This window comes from Xanthomonas bonasiae, from assembly GCF_014836395.1.
GTDB lineage: Bacteria > Pseudomonadota > Gammaproteobacteria > Xanthomonadales > Xanthomonadaceae > Xanthomonas_A > Xanthomonas_A bonasiae.
Window position 1 is genome coordinate 263,637 of record NZ_JACSQX010000002.1, and the last position, 24,266, is coordinate 287,902.

General features: G+C 69.5%; 16 protein-coding genes. 5 read left to right on the forward strand and 11 right to left on the reverse strand.

Annotated elements, in window-relative coordinates:
• Positions 1-37 precede the first annotated feature (37 nt).
• The 7 genes from H9658_RS03940 to H9658_RS03970 form a co-directional block, all read right to left on the reverse strand.
• The gene (locus tag H9658_RS03940; RefSeq protein ID WP_191824422.1) at positions 38-1,294 is read right to left on the reverse strand and encodes an allantoate amidohydrolase; all 1,257 of its coding nucleotides are present in this window, start codon (positions 1,292-1,294) and stop codon (positions 38-40) included.
• Between the two features lie 451 nt (positions 1,295-1,745).
• Positions 1,746-2,660 (reverse strand): LysR family transcriptional regulator, encoded by a 915-nt coding sequence (locus H9658_RS03945; RefSeq protein ID WP_179566781.1) that lies wholly within the window; start codon positions 2,658-2,660, stop codon positions 1,746-1,748.
• A 139-nt stretch (positions 2,661-2,799) separates the two neighbouring features.
• Entirely contained in the window at positions 2,800-3,126 is a 327-nt protein-coding gene (locus tag H9658_RS03950; protein ID WP_225209726.1) for a tetratricopeptide repeat protein, read from the reverse strand.
• Positions 3,127-3,205: 79 nt separating this feature from the next.
• Entirely contained in the window at positions 3,206-4,786 is a 1,581-nt protein-coding gene (locus H9658_RS03955; protein WP_191824424.1) for a gamma-glutamyltransferase family protein, read from the reverse strand.
• Complete coding sequence (locus H9658_RS03960) at positions 4,786-6,243, reverse strand: AtzE family amidohydrolase (protein ID WP_191824425.1); 1,458 nt, start codon at positions 6,241-6,243, stop codon at positions 4,786-4,788. Before H9658_RS03960 ends, H9658_RS03955 begins: the two co-directional genes overlap by 1 nt.
• Before the next feature lie 111 nt (positions 6,244-6,354).
• Positions 6,355-7,461 (reverse strand): nucleoside hydrolase, encoded by a 1,107-nt coding sequence (locus H9658_RS03965; RefSeq protein WP_191824426.1) that lies wholly within the window; start codon positions 7,459-7,461, stop codon positions 6,355-6,357.
• 248 nt (positions 7,462-7,709) lie between these two features.
• Positions 7,710-8,150 carry a hypothetical protein gene (locus H9658_RS03970; protein ID WP_191824427.1) on the reverse strand — a complete coding sequence of 147 codons (441 nt, stop codon included), beginning with the start codon at positions 8,148-8,150 and terminating at the stop codon, positions 7,710-7,712.
• 146 nt (positions 8,151-8,296) lie between these two features.
• On the opposite strand from H9658_RS03970, the gene H9658_RS03975 reads away from it, so the two are divergent.
• Entirely contained in the window at positions 8,297-8,803 is a 507-nt protein-coding gene (locus H9658_RS03975; protein WP_179566793.1) for a methyltransferase family protein, read from the forward strand.
• A gap of 182 nt (positions 8,804-8,985) precedes the next feature.
• Here the strand turns inward: H9658_RS03975 and H9658_RS03980 are convergent, their stop codons facing one another.
• A complete protein-coding gene (locus H9658_RS03980) occupies positions 8,986-9,471 on the reverse strand; it encodes a hypothetical protein (protein WP_191824428.1) in 486 nt (161 codons plus the stop codon).
• 126 nt (positions 9,472-9,597) lie between these two features.
• Here H9658_RS03980 and H9658_RS03985 point away from each other — a divergent pair, with 126 nt between their 5' ends.
• The 3 genes from H9658_RS03985 to H9658_RS03995 all read left to right on the forward strand — a co-directional run bounded on the left by H9658_RS03985 (position 9,598) and on the right by H9658_RS03995 (position 18,113).
• Positions 9,598-10,155: an O-acetyl-ADP-ribose deacetylase gene (locus H9658_RS03985; protein ID WP_191824429.1), complete on the forward strand. Its 558-nt coding sequence runs from the start codon at positions 9,598-9,600 to the stop codon at positions 10,153-10,155.
• A 544-nt stretch (positions 10,156-10,699) separates the two neighbouring features.
• A complete protein-coding gene (locus H9658_RS03990; protein WP_406848099.1) occupies positions 10,700-12,355 on the forward strand; it encodes a ShlB/FhaC/HecB family hemolysin secretion/activation protein in 1,656 nt (551 codons plus the stop codon).
• Positions 12,356-12,368: 13 nt separating this feature from the next.
• The gene (locus tag H9658_RS03995; RefSeq protein WP_191824431.1) at positions 12,369-18,113 is read left to right on the forward strand and encodes a GLUG motif-containing protein; all 5,745 of its coding nucleotides are present in this window, start codon (positions 12,369-12,371) and stop codon (positions 18,111-18,113) included.
• A gap of 216 nt (positions 18,114-18,329) precedes the next feature.
• Here the strand turns inward: H9658_RS03995 and H9658_RS04000 are convergent, their stop codons facing one another.
• Positions 18,330-20,399: a sensor histidine kinase gene (locus H9658_RS04000; RefSeq protein WP_225209728.1), complete on the reverse strand. Its 2,070-nt coding sequence runs from the start codon at positions 20,397-20,399 to the stop codon at positions 18,330-18,332.
• A gap of 73 nt (positions 20,400-20,472) precedes the next feature.
• Between H9658_RS04000 and H9658_RS04005 the strand changes: the two genes are divergently transcribed.
• Entirely contained in the window at positions 20,473-21,150 is a 678-nt protein-coding gene (locus tag H9658_RS04005) for a response regulator transcription factor (RefSeq protein ID WP_191824433.1), read from the forward strand.
• A gap of 182 nt (positions 21,151-21,332) precedes the next feature.
• On the opposite strand, the gene H9658_RS04010 is transcribed toward H9658_RS04005, so the two are convergent.
• Positions 21,333-22,337: a class I fructose-bisphosphate aldolase gene (locus H9658_RS04010; RefSeq protein WP_191824434.1), complete on the reverse strand. Its 1,005-nt coding sequence runs from the start codon at positions 22,335-22,337 to the stop codon at positions 21,333-21,335.
• A 226-nt stretch (positions 22,338-22,563) separates the two neighbouring features.
• Positions 22,564-24,030 (reverse strand): pyruvate kinase, encoded by a 1,467-nt coding sequence (gene pyk / locus H9658_RS04015; RefSeq protein WP_145702518.1) that lies wholly within the window; start codon positions 24,028-24,030, stop codon positions 22,564-22,566.
• Positions 24,031-24,266 lie beyond the last annotated feature (236 nt).

Genomic DNA, 24,266 nt, shown 5'->3' on the forward strand with positions numbered 1-24,266 from the left:
CGGATCGATTTCGCCGAACAGGTCGGCGTGCAGCGGGTCAACGGACAAGGGTGTCTCCCAGGGACTCGATGAAGTGCAGCATCGCCGCCACCGCCAGATCGGCATCGGCGGGATCCACGTGTTCGGCCGGGTGGTGGCTGACGCCGCCGGCGCAGCGCAGGAACAGCATCGCGGTCGGGCACAGCGCCGCCATCACCATCGCGTCATGGCCGGCGCCGGAGACCAGCCGCCGCGGCGCGATGCCCTGCGCGGCGATCGCCGCTTCCAGCGCGGCGACCAGGCGCGGAGCGCAGGGACTGGCCGGCAGGTCCTGTACGCAGTGCAGCTGCAACTGCACGCCGCGCGCGGCGGCGATGGCATGCAGGCGTTGCGTGATCGCCTCGGCCGCCGCATCGCGCACGGCGTCGTCGCCAGCACGCACGTCGATCGAGAATTCGACCCGCCCCGGCACCACGTTGACCGCGCCCGGCGCCACCTGCAGGCGCCCGACCGTGGCCACCAGGTCCGCAGGGCCGCTGCGCGCCACCTGCTCCACCGCCAGCACGCATTCGGCGGCGGCGGCCAGCGCATCGGCGCGCAGATCCATGCGCGTGGTGCCGGCATGGCCGGCGCGGCCGACCAGCAGCGCGCGATAGCGCCGCTGCGCGGCAATGCCGCTGACCGCGCCCAGCGCCAGGCCCTCGGCCTCCAGCACCGGCCCCTGCTCGATATGCGCTTCCAGATAGGCCAGCACGCTGTGCGGCGCGCGCGCCGCGTTAGGCACCATCGCAATGTCCAGGCCCCAGGCGGCTAGCGCATCGACCAGCGCGATGCCGTTGCCGTCGCTTACCTGCAGCGCCGCCGGATCCAGCGTGCCGGCGACGGCGCGGCTGCTCAGCATCGACGCCGGGAACCGCGAGCCTTCCTCGTCGCCGAAGGCGATCACTTCGATCGCGAACGGCAACCGGCGGTCCTGCGCATGCAGCGCAGCCACGCATTCGATGCCGAGCATGACCCCGAGCGGACCGTCGTAGCGGCCGGCATCGCGCACGCTGTCCAGGTGGCTGCCGATCAGCAGCGCCGGCGCCTGCGCGGCGACGCCCTCGTAGCGGCCGAGCAGGTTGCCGGCCGGGTCGATGCGGGTGTGCAGGCCGGCCTCGCCCATCCACTCGGCCACGGCCGCCACGCTGGCGCGATGCGCCGGGCTCAGCCAGCCGCGGAACAGGCCGTCGGCGGTGTCGCTATACGGCGCCACGCCGAGCGCGTCGCAGCGCGCGACCGCACGCAGGCCTGGGCGGGACGCCGGCATCAGCATGGCCGCTGCCGGCTCAGGTGCGGCCGCCGTGGTGGCCGGGATGTCGAAGGGTGTCGCGCATGACGGGGTTCGCTTGGAAGTCGGGCGGACGGGACAGGCGCTCGGCGGGAACCTTCACCGGCGCCACGCGCCGAAGGAAGTTCTTTCGATTCAAAAGCTTATTCCCAGGGAACACAGCTTTTGCCGGGCTCAAGGCACTATACGAACCGCACCGAAACCGGGCAAACACCGTTTTCGCGCACAGGCAGTGCAAAAAATGCAACGCGACGACGGTCCGCGCGCTCATTCGCGTGCAGAGGATGGAATACGTGTGCTGCGCTGTGGGCGTTCTAAACGGCAGACCTTGGCTGGCGCCGGTAGGAATCGGTCGCGGCTGAAGCCGCTCCTACAGGGATGTCGTGGGCTGGCGGTGCACGTGCAGGAGGGGCTTCAACCTCGACGGCGCTCCCGGCTAGCGCGGCTCCAGGATCGCTTCCACGCGCGGCGCCAGCGCCTTGAGCATGGTCTGCGCGGCCTTGGACAGTTGCCGCTGCGGGGCCACGCACAGCGACAGCGTCATCGGCTTGGCCAGGCCTTCGCGCAGGGGTACGAAGGCCAGCCGCCCGTCGGCCAGATCGGCCAGCACATCCAGTTGCGACAGCAAGCCCACGCCCACGCCCTGGCGCACCAATGCGCGCAGCGTGCGCACGTCGTTGCAGCGGATGCAGCGGCGCGTGTCGATGTGCTGGCGCTGGTACACCACCTTGGCGTGTTCGTTGACGATCAGCGGCGCGGCCGGCAGCAGCAGGCGATGGTCGTCCAGGACCTCGTTCAATTGCAGGCTGGCCTTACCGCTGAGCGGATGCCCGACCGGCATGCAGATGCCCAGCGGAATCTCGGCGAAGGCGACCACCTCCAGATCGATGCCGCTGACCGGGTCCAACAGCAGGCCGAAGTCCACCTCCGCCGCAACGACCTTGTCGGCGACCTTCTGGTTGTCCTCGGTCTGCAGGCCGAAGGTCAGGCCCGGGTGCTCGTCGATCAGCTGCGCCAGCGCATCGACCACGATGCCCTCGCTCAACGCATCGATCATCGCGATCTCGACGTGGCCGCGGCGCAGGCCCTTCAGTTCGTCGAACTGCTCCAGCGTGCGTTGATAGCTCTTCTCCCAGCGCCGCACATCGACCAGCAGCAACTCGCCGGCGCTGGTCAGGCGCAAGCCGCTCGGCAGGCGCTCGAACAACTGCACACCCAGCTCCTGCTCGGCCTTGAGGATCTGCCGGTCGATCGCCGACGCCGACACATGCAGCGCCTCGGAGGCGCGGCGGATGCTGCGCCAATGCGCCACTTCCATGAAATAGCGGGTGAAGCGGGAGAAGGTCGGCATGGCGGCTTCGGTTCCTGTGGGGCCTGGCGCTCGGCGTGGAAGCGGCTGCGTCGTCGCGCGACCGCCATAGTATGGAAGCGTCGGCGGCGGCGCGGCGTGTGCTCGCTTTGTTCTTCGCCGGCATGGCGCACGTCGCGCTTCATTGCGCATGAGGATCGAAATAGGTTTCCCAGGTCGCCGCCGATCCCTGCAGCGTTGCCGCCTGCCGGAAGCGGTCCATGGCCTGGCGGCGCCTGCCGCTGTTGAGCAGCGCGACGCCGAGATTGAAGTAGGTGTTGCGGTCGTCCGAACGCAGCCGTACAGCGTGCTGCAACACCTCGACCGCATCGCCGTAGTTCCCCAGATCGCAGCGCACCGCGCCCAGGCAGGTGAGCAGCGCGATATCGTCCGGTGCCGACGCCGCTGCGGCGACGAGCAACGACTCGGCCTGTGCCAGATGCGCGGAGCAGCGCTGCGGATCGGTCATCGCCGCATCCACCAGCGCTCTGGCGCGGGCGAGGACTTCGCTGTCGTGGGACATTGCCATCGCAAGCCGCAGACGCTAGCTACCAGCCCGCGACCGCGCCATCGCTGCGCGGGTCGCTGGCGCCGCACAGCGTGCCGTCGGTCTCGCGTACCAGCGCGCCGGCGTGGCCCATCACCGAGGTGAACGGCGGCAACAGTTCGACGACATGACCGGCCGCGCGCAATGCCTGCACCACGGCGGGATCGAACCGGTCCTCCAGTTTGAGCGTGGTGCTGTCCTCGCCCCAGGTGCGGCCGAGCAACCAGCGCGGCGCGCTGAGCGCTTGCTGCAACGGCATGCCGAAACGCGCATAGCGGCTGAACAGCGCCGCCTGGGTCTGCGGCTGGCCTTCGCCGCCCATGGTGCCGTAGGCCATGAGCCGGCCGTCGTCAAAGCGCGCCAGCGCCGGATTGAGCGTGTGGAACGGCTTGCGCCCCGGCGCCAGCGCGTTCCAACCGTCGGCGGCGAGACGGAAGCTGCAGCCGCGGTTCTGCCAGACGATGCCGCTGCGCGGCAGCACCAGCCCGGAACCGAATTCGAAATAGGTGGACTGGATGCAGCTGACCGCGCGGCCGGCGCCGTCGATCGCGCCGAACCACACCGTGTCGCCGGCCTGCGAGGGCTGCGGCCACGGCAGCGCGCGCGCGGGATCGATGCGTGCGGCCATCGCGTCGAGCGCGCCGGCATCGTCGAGCAAGGCTTGCGCGTCCAGCGTCATCCAGGCCGGGTCGCCGACGTGCGCGTCGCGCACCAGGAACGCCTGCTTGGTCGCTTCGATCAGCCCGTGCAGGTGCGCGTAGCCGTCTGCCTGGTCGACGGCCAGACGATCGAACAACGCAAGGATCAGCAGCGAGGCCAGGCCCTGGGTCGGCGGTGCGTGGTTGTACAGGCGCGCGCTGGCGATCGCCACCGACAGCGGCACGCTGGCCTCGGCTCGGTGCGCGGCCAGGTCGCTGGCGCGCAGCGGACTGCCCAGGGCCTGCAGGTCGGCGGCGATGTCGGACGCCAGCGCGCCGCGGTAGAAATCGTCCAGGCCGGCCGCGGCCAGGCGCTGCAGCGTGGCGGCCAGCTGCGGCTGGCGCAGCAGCTCGCCTTCGCGCAACGGCCGGCCGGCAGCTTCGAAGATCGCCGCATAGGCGCCCGGCTGCACGCGCAGTTCGGCGCTCTTGGCCGCGGCGACGCCGGCACCGCCGAGGGTGACCGGCACGCCGGCCGCGGCGTGGTGGATGGCGTCCTCAAGCAGGCGCTGCAGCGGCAGCTGCGCGTCGCTCTGCTGCAATGCCAGCGCCCAGCCGGACACGGTGCCAGCGACGGTGTTGGCCGCGCCCGGACCGCGCCAGGGAATCGCCGCCTGCCCGGCGTAGTGCTGCAGCGTGGCCGCCTGCGCGGCACGGCCGCAGGCATCGATCGCCTGCACGCGGCCGTCGGCTTCGGCGATCAGCCAGAAGCCGTCGCCGCCGATGCCGGTCATGTGCGGATAGACCACGGCCAGGCACGCCGCGGTCGCCACGGCGGCTTCCACCGCGTTGCCGCCGTCGCGCAGCACATCGCGCCCGGCCTGCGCGGCGAGATGGTGCGGCGCGACCACCATGCCGCGCCGGGAACGCAAGGTGTGCAGCATCAGCGCGGCTCCAGCGACGGCGGGGTCGAACCGATCAGGCCATCGCGTTCCAGCTGCGCGGCGAGCGCAAACAGGCGGTCCTCGCGTCCCGGCGCGGCGATCAGTTGCACGCCCAGCGGCAGGCGCCCGGGACGGTACAGCGGCGCGGCCAGCACCGGGCAACGCGCCAGGCCCAGCGGCTGGGTGAAGATGCCGAGGTTGGCGCGCGCCGACACCGCCACGCCGTCGATCTGGATCGTCTCCTGATCGATGCGCGGCGCCGCGCACGGCGTGGCCGGCGCCAGCAGCACATCGACCTCGTCCCACAGCCGCTGCATCGCGCCAGCGAACCAGGCGCCGAAACGCTGGGCATCGGCGATGGCCGCCGCCGGCAGCTGCAGCCCGGCGAGCAGGCGATCGCGCGTGGCCGGATCGAAACGCGCGCCGTGCGTGGCCAGCGCCTGGCGATGGCGATAGCCGCCTTCGGCCGCGGTCATCACGAACGCCGCGGCGCGCGCGCGCTCGGCCTGCGGCAGTTCGCGCAGCGCATGGCCGCCGAGCGCGGCATGCAGCGCGGCCAGGCCGGCCTCCAGCTCCGGATCGAGGTTGCGCTGGAACCAGCCGCCCAGGCGCGCCACGCGCAACGCAGCGGTGTCCACCGGCGCCAGGCTGTGCCCGCGCATCGCCGCGTACACCGTGCGCAGGTCGGCGACCGAGGTCGCGAACGGGCCGACCACGTCGAAGGCCTCGACGAACGGGAACACGCCGTCCATCTCCAGACTGCCGTGACTCGGGCGCAGCCCGTAGATGCCGCACAGCGCCGCCGGCACGCGGATCGAGCCGTTGGTGTCCGAGCCCAGCGCGAACGGCACCCAGCGCGCCGCCACCGCTGCGGCCGAGCCACCGGAAGAACCGCCGGCCAGGCGCTGCAGATCGTGCGGATTGGCAGTGGTGCCGTAGTGCGCGTTGACCGTCGCGAAGCCGTAGGCGAATTCGTCCATGTTGGCGGTGCCGACCAGCACCGCGCCGGCATCGGCCAGGCGCCGCACCACCGCCGCATCGTGCGTGGCCGGCGGCACGGCGGCGCGCAACGCGGCGCCGGCCGTGGTCGGCAGGCCGGCCACATCGAACAGGTCCTTGACCACGAACGGCACCCCGGCCAGCGCACCGCCCTCGCCGCCGCCGGCCAGCGCCGCCTGCACGCGCGCGGCATCGGCCTCGGCACGCGCCGGCAACGGCCGCGTCACCGCACACAACCGCGGATTCCCGCGTTCGATCTGCGCCAGCGCCTGCTGCGCGTGCCGCTGCGCGGCCGCGCCATCGGCGCGCGTGGCCGCGACCAGCGTGGCGATGGCGCCGGCGCCATCCGCGGTTGGCGGCAGCGGCGGCGCGGAGAACTCCTGCAGCAGTTGCGCGTAGCCACGCAGCAACTCGGTATTGCGCTGGATGCCGGCTTGCCACGTCTGTGGAATCTGCATGACGGTTGTCTCGATGAGTGGGGGCCGACGCGCGCTGTCGATCCGCAGGGTCGCCTGCGACGCGCGGTTCGCGCAAGACTCCCCCTCTGCCTACAGTCGCGTTGGAATGCCTCAGCCCGGCAACGGCACGCCCAGCGCCGGCGGCTGCGGCGCGGTCAGCCGTTCCACCAACAGACGTTCGATCGCGTCCACATCGACCTCGCGCACCACCTGCTGCGCCTGCTCGCCGAGGCCGGGCTGGTAGCCCGGCGCCCACGACAGGATGTCGCCGTAGCCGGGGCCGAATTCGGTATTGGTGTCGATGTACAGCGTCTCGCTGACGGTGGCCAGCTCCGGCTGCAGCCACAGCGCGGTGGCCAGTTCGTCCCACAGCGGGAACCCCGGCTCGCGCCGGCGCAGCGCCTGGCCGATCGGCGTGTCGGCGGCGCTCATCCGCGCCAGCAGCTGCGGGGTCAGCTCGGTGGCGGTGGACGGATCCACCGGCACCATCACCATCTTGCGCCACGGCGAGCGCATCACGATGCTCGCCGCTTCCGGATCCCAGCGGATGTTGAATTCGCGCCGCGGCGAATTGACGAACTCGCGCGCGAACTGCCGCGCCGACACGCTGTCGCGCCGCTGCCGCGGGTTGAGGCTGCCGCCCATGTACACCAGTTCCTTGGCCAGCGACGCGAATTGCGGATCCAGCCGCTGCGCCAGCGCCAGGTTGGTCAATGGGCCGGTGGCGACGATGCTGACCTCGCCGGGAAACTCGCGCACCTTGCGGAGCATGAACAGCGCCGCCGGCTCGTCCGCGACGTGCACCACCGACGGATTGCCCAGCGCCAGGTCCGGCACCACGTCGTGCGCGTGGTAGCGCGGCGAACTCTGCACGGTGTCGTGCTCGATCCATTGCCGGGTCCACGCGCCCTTCCACAGCAGCTTGCCGTACAGCGCCTCCCAGCGCTCGGTGGCCAGCTCGCTGTTGAGCAGCGGATGCACCGGCCCGGGCAGCACCGGCACCTCGCCGCGCCCGGCGATTTCCAGCAGGCGGCGCGTGTGCGCCAGCGCTTCATCGCGCCAGATGTTGCCGCTGACCACCGAGATGCCGAGCACCTCGACCTCGGGCGATTGCAGCAACAGCAGCTGCGCGGGAGTGAAGCCGTCGATGTCGTCTTCGAGGATGACGCGGCGGCGCGAAACGGAGGCGGTGTCGGCGGAAGCTTGCGGTGTGGACATGGATCGGGACCGGCAAAGAAGGGAATGCGAGGCGCTTCGCAGCGCGCCCACAATGCCGACGCTTTGGCGAATGCCGGCATCGGAGCGGGTCGCCTAGGGTAGCGGGGTTTGCGCCGAAGGCACCATCAACCGTCTCGGCAACGGCGCATCGGCAAGCGCAACGTGCGCACCCTGCGACTGCGGCCGGCGTCCCCGGCCCTGCCAGCGATATGCCCCCTCGCCAGCCGAGCACCGGATCTGCAACGCCCCTATTGCAGGATCTCGTATGCGGTGTTGCCTTCGGAGGTCTGGACCACCGTCCGATAAACGTCAGACCACTCCTCGCCCGGCCTCTCGAGACGATGCCTCGATCCAAACACGTAGACGGTATCGCCAAGCGACAGCTTTTCCTTGATGTGCTGCGCCGAAGGCGAAACCAGCACCTGGTGCAGGAACACCATGGGCTGTCCCTGATGGTATGCCCAGGCCGGCTCACCCACCCACACCGGCTTCTCGTTCAAACAAAGGAACTCATTTTTCAGGCGCTCCGACAACCATTTCTTCTTGTTTTTCGGAGAACCCTGCGCGACGTATTCGCCGTAAAGACCCTTGACGAAATCGTCCGCACCCTCCTCCACCGACGCGGATAGCTTTTCCGCCACCCCCATCGCAGCGCCCCAGAAAAGATGGAAGTCCGCCAATTCGCTCATGCCTCTTCCTTCGACACAATGCTTCGTTATTCGAGTCGAGCAGTGTAGCTTTCGCCACCTTTCCCCAGGCACGTCCGCCTTGACGCCTGCAGGCGACGACACGGTAAAGTAGCCGCGCTAGGAGCCTTGGAACTGGGGAGGGAGCGTTGAGCAATCGAGTTTCGAGGCCGGACCATTGCCGATCTGCACACGTGCCGCTGCTGGTGCGCTCGACTTCGCCGGCGCATTTCTTCGTCGCGCTGCTGCTTGGCGCCTTGCTGCAACGCATGCTCTCCCTGCCATTGCCGCAGGGCCGCGCACTGGCGTGGATACAGATCGCGGGCGGCGTCATCGCCGGCGCCGGCCTGCTGTTGGCGCTGGCCTGCTTCGTGCTGTTCGCGCAGCGCCGTACCACGATCCTGCCCGAGCGTGCGCCGTCCAGCCTGGTGCTGCGCGGCCCGTACCGCTACACGCGCAACCCGATGTACGTGAGCCTGGTGCTGAGCTACGTCGGCCTGTGCGTGCAGATCGGCTGGCCGTGGGCGCTCCTGCTGCTGCCGTTGCCGTTACTTGCCTTACAACGCGTGGTGATCCCGTTCGAGGAGGCGCGCCTGCGCGAGCGCTTCGGCAGCGCTTACGCCCGCTATTGCGCGCAGGTGAGGCGCTGGCTGTAGGCTGCGCCGCGCGGCGAATCGGATGGCGTCGCGTTGCAGCGCAACTGCGCTCGCCTCGGCAAGTTTCCGACCCCACTACCTTGCTTGCAGGAGCGACTTCAGTCGCGACGGGCCTTGCTGGCGAAGCCCGTCGCGACTGAAGTCGCTCCCTCAACCTGCAAACCGTCAGCAGAACAATCCCGCTAGCCGCGCAACCACCAGAAGGTCACCGCGGCAGCCAGCAGCAGCACCAGCATGCCCCACAGCCACGCGCCGGGGCGGTCGCCGCCGGCCACGGTCGGCGGCGTGCCTGCGCGCGGCGCATTGCGGTCGCGGTAACGCTCGACCAATTCCTTGGCCTCGCGCAGGCCCATGCCCGGATGCTGCTCGCGGGTCAGCTTGATCGCCTGCAGCAGTTGCCCCTGGCCCAGCGCCAGCAACGCCGCCGGCGGCAACCGATCCGTGTCCGCGCGCAGCGATGCCCCGGTTGGGGTCTGGGCGGCGCCGGCATGCCGGTCGAGCATCTCCGCGACCGCCTGCGCCGCCCCGGCCTGCAGCCACGCGTCCACCTGCAGCTTGGCGCTGCGCAGGTCCATGCCGCTCTGCGCGCGCAACAGCTTGATTGCCTTGACGATCTCGCCACGCGCCAGGGCCTCGGCGATGGGGGGTGACGGCTGGTTCCGGTTCATGTCGCAGGCGCTGAGATGAAGACGCTGCAGTCTTGCCGTTCGCCAGTTAAGCCGCCGTTGCATCGGCGCGGCGCGAACTCCACGTTCATCACGTTTCCATCATTGGAATCCCATAAAGATCCCGGCATGAAGATCGAAATCTGGCAAGGCGACATCACCGAACTGGACGTGGACGCCATCGTCAACTCCGCCAACGAATCCCTGCTCGGCGGCGGCGGCGTGGACGGGGCGATCCATCGCGCCGCCGGTCCGCAGCTGTTGGACGAATGCCTGCGGCTTCCGGAACTCAAGCCCGGCGTGCGCTGCCCGGTCGGCGAGGTTCGCGCCACCGCCGGCTACCGGCTCAAGGCACGCCATGTGCTGCACACCGTCGGTCCGGTATGGCGCGACGGCGCGCACGACGAACAGGCGCTGCTGGCCAACTGCTACTGGCGCTCGCTGCGCCTGGCCGAACAGATGGGCCTGCACTCGGTGGCGTTTCCGGCGATCAGCTGCGGCGTCTACGGGTATCCGCTGCACCAGGCCGCGCGCATCGCGGTGGCCGAAACCACCGCCTGGCAGCGCGCGCATGCGGTGCCGAAGCGGGTGATCCTGGTCGCCTACAACGAGGCCGCCTACAAGGCCTACCAGCAGGCGCTGATGCAGGTCTCGTTGCTGCAGGCGACGCAGACACAGGTGGCCTGAGCCGCCCCCACGCTGCTGCATCCGCGGGGAGGCATCGCGCTCATCCAACCTGGCCTGCATCCTGCCGTGTTTCCGCGATCGGCCCTGGCGTAGCCTGCCGAGCACCCTACCCAGCCAGCCCATGCTCATCCCGGTTGCCGAAAGACTCGGCGCCCTACAGCAGGCATGCGGTACCGAAGCGGCGAGCCTGCGATCACGCCGCCGCCAAGGTCTGGCATGCACACCGGCAGTTGGCTTACGCCAGCGACGGCCTGCAAGCTCCCCGCGCACAGCGTTGTGGCGCCATCCCCCGCTGCTCGCGCGGGCATCGCCACTACCTCGCCATGCTTCGCACACTGCTGCGCAGGCGACGGCCTGAAACGTCAGCTGTAGGGATTTTCCCCTCACGCTGTCAGGGTGTGACAGCTTTCACGGGGGCGCGCTCAGATTTGCTCAGATTGGCGCGCAGTGGCGGCGATACATTGCGCCAACTTCACACTATTTTTACTTCACAATGACCAAGACCTCTTGCCGTCAGCCGCGTCCGAATGCGCTGGCGAAAGCCCTGTTCGTCCTGCCCTGGGCGACCAGCCTTGCCTTGGTCATGGCCTACCCTGCCGCCTTCGCCCAGGATGCGAGCGCCGTCCCAACCAGTACGCCTGCCGCGGCGGCGGCGCCCATCGCCGTCCAGGCCATCCGCGTGACCGGCGTCGGCGAACATCCGCGCCAGGACATCACCCCGCAGCGCCTGCAGGCGCTGGCCGATGCGCGCCTGCGCGAACTCGGCGGCCAGGCGCTGCCGGCCCAGCTCAGCTTCGCCCAGCTGCAGCAGATCGCCGATGCCCTGACCCAGGCCTATCGCCAGGCCGGCTTCCTGGTCGCCCGCGCCTACCTGCCGGTGCAGACCATCGGCGCCGATCGCAGCGTCGAGATCCGCGTCGCCGAAGGCCGCGTCGGCAAGATCACCGTCAAGGGCACGCGCCGCTACGACGACCGCCTCATCGCCAGCCCCGCGCTGGCCCTGCAGGGCCAGATCCTGCGCCAGCAGGACCTGCAGTCGGCGCTGCTCTACGCACGCGACCTGCCCGGCGTGTCCGTCACCTCGGTGCTCAAGCCCGGCGCGCAGTTGGGCGAGACCGACGTGGTGATCCAGGCCAGCGAGGACCGCCCGCTGCAGGTCAGCGTCGGCGCCAGCAACTACGGCACCGAGAGCATCGGCCGTTATCGCGCCCAGCTCGGCGTGGACTGGAACAATCCGCTCGGCCTGGGCGACCACCTCTCCGCCAGCTACGCCTATGCGCTGGACCCGGCCAACAACTGGCAAGGCAGTTTCGCCTACCAGGTGCCCATCGCCGACGTCGACGGCCTGAGCGTCAATGCCGCCTACACCCGCAGCCTGATCAACCTGGACACCGGCGCCTTCGCCGCGCTGGGCATCCAGGGCCCGACCCAGCAGAAATCGCTGGGCCTGGACTGGAAGTTCCGCAACACCGACGCCTGGCGCATGCAGGCCTGGCTGCACCTGATCCAGGAAAGCTCGCGCATCCAGGGCCTGGGCGTGCTGCTGTCCAAGCAGAAGTTCGACGTGGTCGAACTCGGCGCCGCCTTGCGCCATGACGATCGCCAGCGGCATGCGATCGACGCCCTGCAGCTCAGCGTGCGCAGCGCGCTGGACGACGACTCGCAACGCACCGACTACCTGTACGCGCAGCACGACCGCCACTTCCTGGTCGCGCGCCTGGCCTATACCCGCCTGCAGGGCCTGACCGCCACCCAGCGCCTGCAGCTGCGCCTCAACGGCCAGTACAGCGACGATGCGCTCACGCCGCTGGAGCAGTTCTCGCTCGGCGGCCCGACCAGCGTGCGCGCCTTCGCGCTCGGCGGCGCGCTGGGCGACCGCGGCTTCGACTCCAGCCTGGAATACCAGATCGACGCGCCGGGCTTCGCCGCTGCGGCCTCGCCGTTCGGCGGCCGCCCGTGGGGCGAACTGCTGACCGCCAGCGTGTTCTACGACTACGGCCGGGTCTATCCCAACGGGGCCAACCGTGCCGTGTACGACGCCGTCACCACCTTCCAGGGGCCCGGCGTCGGCCTGAACTTCCGCCTTCCCCACTGGCAGGGCCTGTCGTTCGACCTGGCCGCGGCCAAGCCGACCGGCGGCACCGAGCCGGCCGACGGCAAGAACGTACGTTACTGGGCCCGCTTCGGCCTCACTTTCTGATCTGGGGAACGCCATGAACCGCATCTACCGCCTCGTCTTCAACCGCAATCTCGGCGTGCTCCAGGTCGCCTCCGAAGTCGCCGCCGGCCACGCCGGCGGCGGCACCTCCGGCGCCGCGCGCCTGCTGGCGCCGCTGCTGCCGTTCGCCGTGGCCTGGGCGCTGGCCGCGCCGGCGCACGCCAGCGGCCTGCCCTCGCTGTCCAGCGCCACCGGCGCCAGCGTGTCGCAGCACGGCAGCACGCTGACCATCGACCAGAACGCGGCCAAGGCCGTGCTCAACTGGAACAGCTTCAACATCGGCAAGGACGCCAGCGTGGTGTTCGCCCAGCCCTCCAGCTCGGCGGTGGCGCTCAACCTGATCGATGCCAGCCATGGCGCCAGCGCCATCGACGGCAGCCTGCGCGCCAACGGCAACGTGTTCCTGATCAACTCGGCCGGCATCCTGTTCGGCCGCCATGCCCAGGTCAATGTCGGCGGCCTGGTCGCCAGTTCGCTGGGCCTGGCCGACGACGACGGCGACGGCTACCTGCTCGGCCGCAGCGATGCCGCGGCCGCCAGCGTGATCAACCATGGACGGATCACCGCCGCCGACGGCGGCTCGGTCAACCTGGTCGGCAACCATGTCGTCAACAGCGGCACGATCAGCGCCAACGGCGGCGCCATCCGGCTGCTCTCCGCCGACCAGGTGCAGGTGACGATGGACGCGGCCGGCGCGATCGGCCTGCAGTTGCTCGCCGCCTCCACCCAGGCGGCGAGCGGCACCGGCGCGGCCGTGGAGAACAGCGGCACGCTCACCGCCGGCGGCGGGCAGATCCTGCTGCAGGCGGCCAGCACCGGCCTGTCCGAGCTGCTGGTCAACAACACCGGCGCGCTCGAAGCCTCCGCCATCGACACCTCCGGCGGCAGCATCCGGCTGGTCGCCAACGGCGGCGACGTGGCCAGCAGCGGCAGCATCGACGTCTCCGGCAGCCGCGGCGGCAGCGTGCAGGTCCTGTCCGATGCCGGCGTGACGGTCAGCGGCCGCATCGATGCGCGCGGCAACGACGCCGGCGGCAGCATCCGGATCGGCGGCGGCTACCAGGGCGGCGAGAACCTGCTGCAGGCCAGCTCGGCCACGGTCGGCAGCGGCAGCGTGCTCGACACCAGCGCCACCGCGCACGGCAATGGCGGCTCGATCGTGGTCTGGTCCAACGGCGACACCGCGGTACATGGCAGCCTGCGCGCCAATGCCGCCGGCAGCGGCGACGGCGGCAGCATCGAGACCAGCGGCCACCACGTGGACTTCGGCGGCATCGCCGTCGGCGCCAAGGCAGCCGGCAACGGCAGCGCCGGCACCTGGCTGGTGGATCCGGAAGACCTGACCGTGGACAGCGCCGCCGCAGGCACCATCGGCAGCACGCTGGACGGCGGCACCAACGTCACCCTGATCACCACCAGCACCACCGCCAGCGGCCCCGGCACCGTGACCAGCGGCAGCGGCGACATCAACGTGAACGCGGCGATCAGCTGGGGCGGCAACTCTACGCTGACCCTGGATGCCTACAACGACATCAACCTCAATGCCGCGATCACCGCCACCGGCAGCAACGCCGGCCTGGTGCTGAACTACGGCGGCTACACCGCCAACGGCGCCGTCACCAGCGGCAGCGACTACCGCGTCAATGCCCCGGTCACACTCAGCGGCAGCAACGCCCAGCTGAGCATCAATGGCGACGCCTACACCCTGCTGCGCTCCCTGGACGATCTGCAGAACGTGGTGGGCAATACCGGCAACTACGCACTGGCCGCGGACCTGGACGCCAGCGGCACCACCTACGGGTCGCCGATCATCGCCCGCACGGTCTCCGGCGAGTTCTCCGGCACCTTCGCCGGCCTGGGCCACACGGTCAGCAACCTGAGCATCAACTCGGGGAACAACTACGTCGGCCTGTTCGGCTATGTCGGCACCGCAACCATCCGCGACCTGGGCCTGATCAACGCCAGCGTCACCGGTAGCAACTATGTCGGCGCCCTCGCCGGCACCAGCCGGGCCACGCTCAGCAACGTCTACGCCACGGGCAGCGTCGGCGGCGCCAACTACGTCGGCGGACTGGTCGGCTACAACGCCGACGGCACCATCACCGCCAGCCATTCCAGCAGCGCGGTCAGCGCGAGCGGAACCTATTTCGGCGGGCTGGTCGCCTACAACGGCGGCACCATCAGCGATGCGTACGCGACTGGCAACGTGAGCGGCACCTACCGCTACGCAGGCGGTTTGGTCGGGTCCAATACCGGCACCGTCAGCGCGTCCTATGCCACCGGCAATGTAACGGGCCAGGCCTATGTCGGCGGTCTGGTCGGCTATAGCTCCGGCGCCCTCGCCAACGTCTACGCCTCCGGCAATGTGTCCGCCTCCGGCAACAACGCCGGCGGCCTGGTCGGGCAGATCGTCGGCAGCTCGATCAGCGGAGCCTATGCGACCGGAAACGTCAGCGCGACGTCGGAGGTCGGCGGCCTGGTCGGCTATACCTACGAGGCGACTCTCGATCACGTCTACGCGACCGGCACCGTGACCGCCACCAATACGTCGGCGGCGTCGGTCGGCGGCCTGGTCGGCTACCACCGCTACAACTCGAGCCTCAGCAATGCCTACTGGGACGCGAGCAGTTCCGGACAGGCCAATGCGATCGGCTACAGCTTCGAGAATTCGACCTCGTCCAACGTCGCCAGCATCGGCAGCGGCAGCCGCTATGCCCACGCCAGCTATGGCGCGCTGGGCACCTGGTCGCTGGTCGGCGGCACCAGCGACGTCTACGTGGCCACGGACAGCAACGGCACTGCGGCCTGGATCATGATCGAGGGGCAGACGCGCCCGTTCCTGGCCAGCGAGTACAGCACCCGCATCGGCAACGCCCACCAGTTGCAGTTGATGGCCTACAACCTGGCGGCCAGCTACACCGTGTCCACCGACATCGATGCCAGCCAGACCTCCGGCAGCAACGCCAGCGGCATGTGGAGCAGCGCCGGCTTCGATCCGGTCGGCGAAGCCACGCACGCCTTCACCGGCAGCTTGAACGGATACGGCCACACGGTGAGCGGCCTGAGCATCGCCCGCGGCGCCGAAAACAGCGTCGGCCTGTTCGGCGTGACCGGCAGCGGCAGCGCGATCCGCAATCTCGCGCTGACCGGCAGCAGCATCTCGGGCCTGGCCTATGTCGGCGGCGTGGTCGGCCAGAACGCCGGCACCCTCAGCGACGTCTCCGCCACGGGCAGCGTGGCCGGCACCGGCAACTTCGTCGGCGGCCTGGTCGGCTACAACGACGGCGGCGCGATCTCCGGCGCGCAGACCGCAGGCAGCGTCGTCGCCAGCGGCGGCGCGTACAGCGGCAACTACGTCGGCGGCCTCATCGGCAGCAACAACGCCGGATCGGTGTCCGCCTCGTCGTCGACCAGCACGGTGTCCGGCGGCAGTACCGTCGGCGGCCTGGTCGGCAACGACTATCAGGGCACCTACGACGATGTCCGCGCCAGCGGCAACGTGACCAGCACCAGTTCCTCCACCGGCAACAACGTCGGCGGCCTCATCGGCAGCGCGACCCAGAGCAGCATCCAGAATGCCCATGCCAGCGGCGACGTCACCGCGACCACCGCCAGCGCAGGCGGCCTGGTCGGCCTCGCCGCGTCCAGCAGCATCCACAATGCCTACGCCAGCGGACACGTCTCCGGAACCAAGAGCGTCGGCGGCCTGGTCGGCCGCAGTTCCAGCACCACGATCGACAACGTGTATGCGACCGGCGCCGTGACCGGTACCACCTACGACACCGGCGGCCTGGTCGGCAGCCTGTCCGGCGGCAGCATCGAATCGGCCTACGCCAGCGGCAACGTGTCGGGCGGGAGCTATGTCGGCGGCCTGGTCGGCTACAACGATTCGGCGAGCGTCGGCACGGTCTACGCCATGGGCAATGTCTCCGGCGACGATTACATCGGCGGGCTGGTCGGCTACAACGACGAGGGCAGCATCGCGACCGCCTACGCCACCGGCACCGCGACCGGCGACATGTATGTCGCCGGGCTGGCCGGCTACAACTACAACGGCACCATCGCCAACACCTACGCCAGCGGCAATGTCTCGGGCAGCGCGTATGTCGGCGGCCTGGTCGGCGTCAACTACAACAACACGCTGCGCGATTCCTATGCCACCGGCAGCGTGACCGGCAGCAATGCGGTCGGCGGCCTGGTCGGTTCCAATTCCAACGGCAGCATCGTCGCCAGCTTCTTCGCCACCACCGATGCCAACGGCAACGCGATCAACACCGGCTTGAACGTCGCCGGCAATGCCGGCGGCAGCATCGACGGCTACAGCGGCAGCAAGACCTGGAACCAGCTGACCACGTTGTCCACCTTCACCGACGCCGGCTGGAACATCGACGACAAGGGCGGGACCGGCCTGACCTGGCGCATGTACGAGGGCCATACGTCGCCGTTGCTGCGTGGCTTCCTGAAGTCGCTCACGGTCACCGCCACCGTCTCCGGCGCGGACAAGACCTACGACGGCACTGGCGTCAGCGGCACCACGTCCAGCTACACGGTGGGCGGCACCCCCAACAGCAACCTGGTGCTCGGTTCGTCGTTGACCTATGCGACCGCCGGCAAGAACGCGGGAACCTACACCACGGGCAATGGCGGTATCGCGGTCGGCGGGCTGTATTCCACCCAGCAGGGCTACGACATCGCCTATACGGCAACCGGCAGCATCACCATCACCCCAGCGAGCCTGACGGTCACCGCCAGCGACGCCGGCAAGACCTACGGCAGCACTGCCAGCCTCAACGGCTACAGCGTGTCCGGCCTGATCGGTGGCGACGCGGTCTCCGGCGTGACCCTGAGCAGCGGCGGCTCGGCCGCCACCGCCGGGGTCGGCCGCTATGCCATCGGCGCCTCCGGCGCCAGCGGAACGGGACTGTCCAACTATGTCATCAGCTATGTCGACGGCAGCCTGACGGTCGATCCGGCGACGCTGCGCATCGTCGCCACCGACGCCAGCAAGACCTACGGCAGCAGCCTCGGCCTGAGCGGCTACACCGTGTCCGGCCTGCTCAATGGCGACGCGGTTTCCGGCGTCGACCTGAGCAGCGCCGGTTCGGCCGCCACCGCTTCGGTCGGCACCTACGCGATCGGCGCTTCCGGTGCCACCGGCGCGGGACTGTCCAACTACGTCATCCGCTATGTCGATGGCAACCTGCGCGTCGATCCGGCCACGTTGCGCATCGTCGCCACCGATGCCAGCAAGACCTTCGGCAGCAGCACCAATCTGACCGGCTACACCGTGTCAGGGCTGCTCAATGGCGACACGGTCTCCGGCGTCGGCCTGAGCAGCAGCGGTTCGGCCGCCAGCGCCGCAGTCGGCACCTACGCGATCAGCGCTTCCGGCGCCACCGGCGCGGGGCTGTCCAACTACACCGTCAGCTATGTTGATGGCCTGTTGAGCGTGCTGCCCGGCGGCGATACCGGTCCCGGCACCGGCATTCAGTTGGGAAATTCGACGGTGCAGGCGATCAACCGTTCGGTCTCGGCGACGGCGCAAACCGGCACTACCGGCACCAGCAACGACGAGACCGCCAGGGAGCTGGCGGCGAGCGCCCAGGCCGCGGGCGGCAGCACCGCCACGGCCGCGACCGATTCCATCCTGATCGTCGATGGCGGCGTTCGCGTCCCCGCGCTCGCCTGCAGCCAGGGCAGCTCCGTCGCGCCTGCGGAAACCTGCATCATCCAGCAGTAGCCGGCATCGGCCGCGGACGCCTCGTCGAGGCGTCGCGAGGCCAGGCCGCCGCCATTCCCGCAACACGAATGGCGGCGGTCTTCGCCAAACGGTTAAGGCCTGGCCGACAGGCACACCGTTCTCGCGCGGCAAGCCGGCGCGTGGGTTTGCCCCATCGTGTGCGGCCCGAATGTCGGCGCCGCCGCGACGCCGAATCCGCGAGCGCGACGCCAAGGATCAGGCGTCGAACGCTGGCGGTAGCGGCTCGACCTGCGCCTGCGGGCGCCGCGGCAGCAGCAGAACGAAGCAGACCGGCGCGTCCGCAGCGTCCCCGGCCAGCCCCACCCAGCCGCCGAGACGCTCGGCGATCCTGCGCACCAGGTACAGGCCGAGCCCGGCGCCTGGCGTGTTCCTGGCGTTCTCGCCCCGGTAGTACTTCTGGAACAACCGCTGCCGATCGGCGGCGGCGATGCGCTCGCCCGCATTGGCGATCTCCACCCGCAGCGCTTCGCCGTGCCCGCGCACGCGGATACGGATCGGCTCGCCCGGCGGACAATGGCGATCGGCATTGGCGATCAGGTTGCGCAAGGCCACGCGCAACAGTCCGCTGTCGGTGACCAGGCTGTCGTCGTCGCTCTGGTAGTCGCAGACCACGCGCTGCGGCGGGAAGTCACGACACACCGCGTCCAGCAGATCGCGCAGCGCGCAGGGCTGCAGCCGCAGGTCCGCGGTGGTCGCGTCCATGCGGTCTGCGCCGAGGTACTCGTCCACCAGCGCCAGCAGCCGTTGCGCCGCGCCATGGATGTTGCCGCAGCGCGCGCGGTTGCGCTCTATCGGTCCCTCCAGCTTGCGCGCCAGTTGCTGCGCCGAGATCATGATCACCGCCAGCGGCGTGCGGAACTCGTGCGACACCATCGCCACGAACTCGCGCTGCTCCTGCATCACCCTGCGTTCGGTTTGCAACGAGGCGCGCAGTTCGTCCTCCAGGCGTTGCCGCCTGCGGATCTGTCCATGCAGTTCGGCCGTGCGCAGCGCGACCTCGCGCTCCAGCTGCATGCCGTGCCGGCGCGCCAGTTCCGCCGCGGCATTGGCGTGGCGCCGCTCGCGGATGCGGCGCCGGCGCTCGTAGCGGCCAACGACCAGGAAACTCATCACGGTCATGTGCAGCATGGTGCCGACGGTGGTGGCGTACTGGGTCCACGCGTTCACCGGGACCAGGCCCAGATTGCGCAGGAATCCGAGCATCACCCCCAGGTAGAACGGGAAGAAGGCAAGCGCGAAGAACACCGCGGGCGGGTAGCGTTTCCACAGCAGGCGGAGCGCCAGCGCCGTCAGCACCGCGATGCCGAGCAAGGCCAGGGTCTGCACCGGCTGCATGCCAAGTGCGTAATGCCCGGTCGCGACGAGCGCGGCGCAGACCAGCGCGGCGGCGCACAGGAAGCGGATGGACCAGCGCGCAAACTGCGGATACAGGGCGCGCAGGTTCAACTGCCTGCTCGCGATCTGGAATCCCACCGGCAGGCTGCAGGCGATGCTGATCCCCAGCAGGCGGTCGCTCCACGCCACCGGCAGTCCCGTCACCTGCTGCACCAGGCCGATCGACATGGCCTCGTTGAGCACGCAGCCGCCGAGGTAGGCGACGAACAGGCCGCTCATGGGCGCACGCGTCACGCTCCAGAACAGCAGATGCAAGCAGATCAGCAGCAGGTAGAAGCCGAAGTACAGGCCGAACTGCAGCCCCTCGCGCCGCGACTGGTTGTCGAACGGCAGTCGCTGCCAGATGTCGAGGCGGGTGACCAGCGCGTTCTTGCTCTGCAGCCGCAGCAGGATCACGTAGTCGCCGGGATGCGACGGCGCGAACTGGAACACCGGGCTGCGGTAGTCCACTGGCCAAGCGTCGCGGCGGACGTTCTCGCCGCTATGGCCCAAGGCTTGCCAAGCGCCGCCGTCGACGCTGGCGTAGGCCTGCGCATCGTCGATGACGGCATTGCTCAGTCGCAGCATCCAGCCCGCGGACGCTACACTGTCCACGCGCAACGGAACGCGCAGCCACACGGTGTTGGCGGTGAACCCGGCATTGAGACTGGCGGGCAGCCGGGTCCAGCCGGATGCCGCCGCGGCCTGGCGGGCATCCAGCCGGCCTTGCGGATCGTCCAGGCGCTGCAGGTATCCGCTCGCATCCAGATGCTCGGCCGCGGCGGTCAGCGGCAACGTTCGAGGCGGCGCCCATCCCGGTTGCGCCGCAACACAGGCCACCGCACCCCAGTACAGCCATGCGCCCACAAACCAGCGAAACCACTTCGCCATCATTTGCCATACCGCACGATCGCCGAACCCGCTTGAGTCACAGCGGCCAATGATGCACCAAGAGTTTGCCGCGATGGGCGAGGTGATCGTGCTGGAAGACGAACCCGTGCTGCGCGAGGAGCTCGGCGAGTTCCTCGCCGATCTCGGCTACGCCGCGACGTGCGCGGCCAGCGTCAGGGAATTCCGGCAACGGTTCGATCCGCTGCGCCATGGCCTGGCGGTGATCGACATCGGACTCCCCGACGGCAGCGGCCTGGACTTGATCGGCGAACTGCGGCAAGGCGCGCAACGGCTGGGCATCGTGGTGTTCAGTGCGCGCAACACCAGCCGCGATCGCGTCACCGGCCTCGACATCGGCGCCGACCACTACTTGGGCAAAGGCGCCGACCTGGACGAACTGGCCGCGACCCTGGCCGCGCTCGGCCGGCGCCTGGGCCTGCAGAAAGCGTGCTGGATGCTGGAGCTAGGTGCCGCGCGCCTGAACGTGCCCGACGCGCCGTCGGTTCCGCTCTCGCACCAGGATCTGCTGGTGCTCAAGTGCCTGATGAGCCGGCCCGGCGAAAGCGTGGGCCACCGCGAAATCGCCGAGGCGCTCGGGGTGAACTTCCTCGACCACGACCGGCGCCGGCTGGACACGCAGATGTACCGGCTGCGGCGACGGGTGGAGGAGATCAGCGGGCGGCCGCTGCCGGTGAAGACGCTGCGCAACAGCGGTTACCGGTTTCATGCGCCGGCTGCGTTGAAGCCTTGAGTTCGCGGCTTGTGCGGTGTGTCGCGCCAACACGCTTTGTCAGGGACTGCGCTCCTTACCCTCCTCCGCCCCTTCGGGGCTCCTTCCCCCGAAAAGAGTCATGGTCCCGATGGGAGAAGGAGAGTTGCAACGAAAAACGCCGGCGATGCCGGCGTTTTTCGTGGACTCTTTCTAGCGGGACCTCAGTCCTGCCAATTGCCCAGCGCGGCCAGGCCGTTTTCCTTGGCGCGGTCGTAGACCACCTGCTGCGCCTTGGCGAAGTTGCCCTTCATGTCCTGCGACCACAGCTTCAGCGCGGCCTGCTGCATCGCGCGGCCGTAAGAGAAGCTCAGCGGCCATGGCAGGGTGCCGATCTGGTTCATCGCATTGAGATGCGCGGTGGACTGCTCGTCGGTCTGCCCGCCGGACAGGAACACGATGCCCGGCAGGATCGCCGGCACGGTGCTCTTCAGGCACATCACGGTGGACTCGGCTACTTCCTCGACGCTGGCCTGCTCGTCGCAATCCTTGCCGGCGATGACCATCGAGGCCTTCAGGATGGTGCCTTCCAGCACCACGTTCTGCTCGTACAGCGCGCCGAACAGCGAACGCAGCGTGGCTTCGGTGACCTCGTAGCAGGTCTCGATGTCGTGGTTGCCGTCCATCAGCACTTCCGGCTCCACCATCGGCACCAGGCCCTGCTCCTGGCACAGCGCGGCGTAGCGCGCCAGCGCGTGCGCGTTGGTCTCGATGCACACGCCCGACGGGATGTCCTCGCCGATGGTGATCACCGCGCGCCACTTGGCGAAGCGCGCACCGAGCTTGTAGTACTCCTCCAGGCGCGCGCGCAGGCCGTCCAGGCCCTCGGTGATCAGCTCGCCCGGCATGCCGGCCAGCGGATGCGTGCCCTTGTCGACCTTGATCCCGGGAATGATGCCGTGTTCGGCCATGTACTTCGGGAACGGCACGCCGTCCTTGGTCTTCTGGCGGATGGTCTCGTCGTACAGGATCGCGCCGGAGATGTGGTCGCTCAGCTTCGGCGTGGTCAGCAGCAGCTCGCGATACGCGCGGCGGTTCTCTTCGACATTCTCGATGCCGACGCTGGCGAAGCGCTTGGCGATCGTGCTGGTGGATTCGTCGATCGCGATGATGCCCTTGCCCGGGGCGACCATCGCCTGTGCGGTTTCGGCAAGCTGTTCGATGCTCATGGAATTCCTATGGCACGGGGGGAAACCCGAAGTATATCGCGGCAAACGCTACCGATTCCTTCACGGAATGCCTGCAACCGTTTCCATCCGGTAGACGCAATCCGCGACCGCATGCGCAGTCGCGTGCACCGGCAGGCGACCGGCGGCGCCAGCCGGACAGGCAAAAAAAACCGCGCGCTGCAGACGCAGCGCGCGGTGGTGGGCCGGCGTGGCGGCGGCGCTGCGGCTACAGCTCGCCCAGGCCGCTGGCGCGGCCGTCGGGGCCGACTTCGAGCAGGCGCAGGGTGTTGGTCGCGCCATGCGTTTCCATGTGCTCGCCGCTGGTGAACACCACGCGGTCGCCGGGACCCATGCGCTCGGCCTCGACCAGCAGGCGGATCGCCGCACGCGCCGCTTCGCGCGGGGTCAGGCCGCGGCTGTCGAAGTTGATCGGGAACACGCCGCGCATCATCGCCATGCCGCGGCGCGCGCCGTCGTGGCGGGTGAACGCGTAGATCGGCATCTTCGAGCGGAACCGCGACAGGAAGCGCGGGGTGCCGCCGGATTCGGTCAGGGTGACCACGCCGCTCAGGCCGATGTGCTCGGACAGGAACATGGTCGCCATCGCGATCGCCTGGTCGGCGCGCTCGAGGTTGCGCTGCGCGGCCTCGAAGTCGGTGTCCATCTCGAACTGGCGCTCGGCGCCCAGGCAGATCCGCGCCATCGCCTGCACCGCCTTGACCGGGTAGGCGCCGGCGGCGGTCTCGGCCGACAGCATCACCGCGTCGGTGCCGTCGATCACCGCGTTGGCCACGTCCAGCACCTCGGCGCGGGTCGGGATCGGGTTCTCGACCATCGACTGCAGCATCTGCGTGGCGGTGATCACCACCTTGTTCTGCGCCAGCGACTCGCGAATGATCTTCTTCTGCAGGCCCGGCAGTTCGGCATCGCCGATCTCCACGCCCAGGTCGCCACGCGCGACCATCACCACGTCGCTGGCTTCGACGATCTCGCTCAGGTTCTCGATCGCCTCGGTGCGCTCGATCTTGGACACCAGCGCGGCGTCGCAGCCGTGCTCGCGGGCGATGCGGCGCGCGTCGTTCATGTCCTGCGCGTTGCGGCAGAACGACACCGCGATGAAATCCACGCCGATCTTGGCGACGATGCCGATCAGCTCCTTGTCGCGCTCGGTCAGCGCGCCCAGCGACAGGCCGCCGCCCTGCTTGTTCAGGCCCTTGCGGTCGGACAGCACGCCGTCGTTGAGCACGGTGTTGACGATGCGCGAACCGTCGACCTCGACCACCTGCAACTGCAGCAGGCCGTCGTCGAGCAGCAGCACGTCGCCCGGCTTGACGTCGTTGGGCAGGCCCAGGTAGCTGACGCCGACCTCGTTTTCGTCGCCGGCCGGCGCGTTGGCGTCGGCGACCAGGTCGAAGCGCGCGCCGGCCTTCAGCGACACCTTGCCGGCGGCGAAGCGCTCGATGCGGATCTTCGGCCCCGGCAGGTCGGCGAGGATGCCCACTTCGCTGCCCACGCGCTGCGCGGCGGCGCGCACTTCGGCGGCCCGCTTGGCCTGGCCGGACGGGTCGCCGTGGGAGAAATTCAGGCGCACGACGTTGACGCCGGCGCGGAACAGGTCCTCGAGCACGCCGGGCGGATCCGTGGCCGGGCCGAGGGTGGCGAGAATCTTGGTGCGGCGCTGGCGTTCGATCATGAGACGTCGTTCCCTGGAAAAGCCGTCAAAACTAGCACAGGCGCCGCTACCGCAGGATGGCGAATCGGCATAGGCGGCTGCGGATTCATGCATGTCTTGCAGACAGTGCGGGACAGTATGCGGACTCGAGGCCGCGCCGGCGCCGCCTCGCCCGTGCCCAGCCGGCGGCGCGGGCCACGCCGGGCAAGCCCGGACTCAGCACTCCTGCGCTGCTCCCGGCCCTGCCGGACGAAGCC

What these genes read in the sequence shown, in the direction of transcription:
- H9658_RS03970 (WP_191824427.1), bottom strand. Translation starts at nt 8,150, where the DNA reads ATGAGCGAATTGGCGGACTTCCATCTTTTCTGGGGCGCTGCGATGGGG.
- H9658_RS03965 (WP_191824426.1), bottom strand. Translation starts at nt 7,461, where the DNA reads ATGTCCACACCGCAAGCTTCCGCCGACACCGCCTCCGTTTCGCGCCGC.
- H9658_RS04005 (WP_191824433.1), top strand. Translation starts at nt 20,473, where the DNA reads ATGGGCGAGGTGATCGTGCTGGAAGACGAACCCGTGCTGCGCGAGGAG.
- H9658_RS03960 (WP_191824425.1), bottom strand. Translation starts at nt 6,243, where the DNA reads ATGCAGATTCCACAGACGTGGCAAGCCGGCATCCAGCGCAATACCGAG.
- H9658_RS03955 (WP_191824424.1), bottom strand. Translation starts at nt 4,786, where the DNA reads ATGCTGCACACCTTGCGTTCCCGGCGCGGCATGGTGGTCGCGCCGCAC.
- H9658_RS03940 (WP_191824422.1), bottom strand. Translation starts at nt 1,294, where the DNA reads ATGCTGATGCCGGCGTCCCGCCCAGGCCTGCGTGCGGTCGCGCGCTGC.
- H9658_RS04000 (WP_225209728.1), bottom strand. Translation starts at nt 20,399, where the DNA reads ATGGCGAAGTGGTTTCGCTGGTTTGTGGGCGCATGGCTGTACTGGGGT.
- H9658_RS03995 (WP_191824431.1), top strand. Translation starts at nt 12,369, where the DNA reads ATGAACCGCATCTACCGCCTCGTCTTCAACCGCAATCTCGGCGTGCTC.
- H9658_RS03950 (WP_225209726.1), bottom strand. Translation starts at nt 3,126, where the DNA reads ATGACCGATCCGCAGCGCTGCTCCGCGCATCTGGCACAGGCCGAGTCG.
- H9658_RS04010 (WP_191824434.1), bottom strand. Translation starts at nt 22,337, where the DNA reads ATGAGCATCGAACAGCTTGCCGAAACCGCACAGGCGATGGTCGCCCCG.
- H9658_RS03980 (WP_191824428.1), bottom strand. Translation starts at nt 9,471, where the DNA reads ATGAACCGGAACCAGCCGTCACCCCCCATCGCCGAGGCCCTGGCGCGT.
- H9658_RS03985 (WP_191824429.1), top strand. Translation starts at nt 9,598, where the DNA reads ATGAAGATCGAAATCTGGCAAGGCGACATCACCGAACTGGACGTGGAC.
- H9658_RS03945 (WP_179566781.1), bottom strand. Translation starts at nt 2,660, where the DNA reads ATGCCGACCTTCTCCCGCTTCACCCGCTATTTCATGGAAGTGGCGCAT.
- pyk (WP_145702518.1), bottom strand. Translation starts at nt 24,030, where the DNA reads ATGATCGAACGCCAGCGCCGCACCAAGATTCTCGCCACCCTCGGCCCG.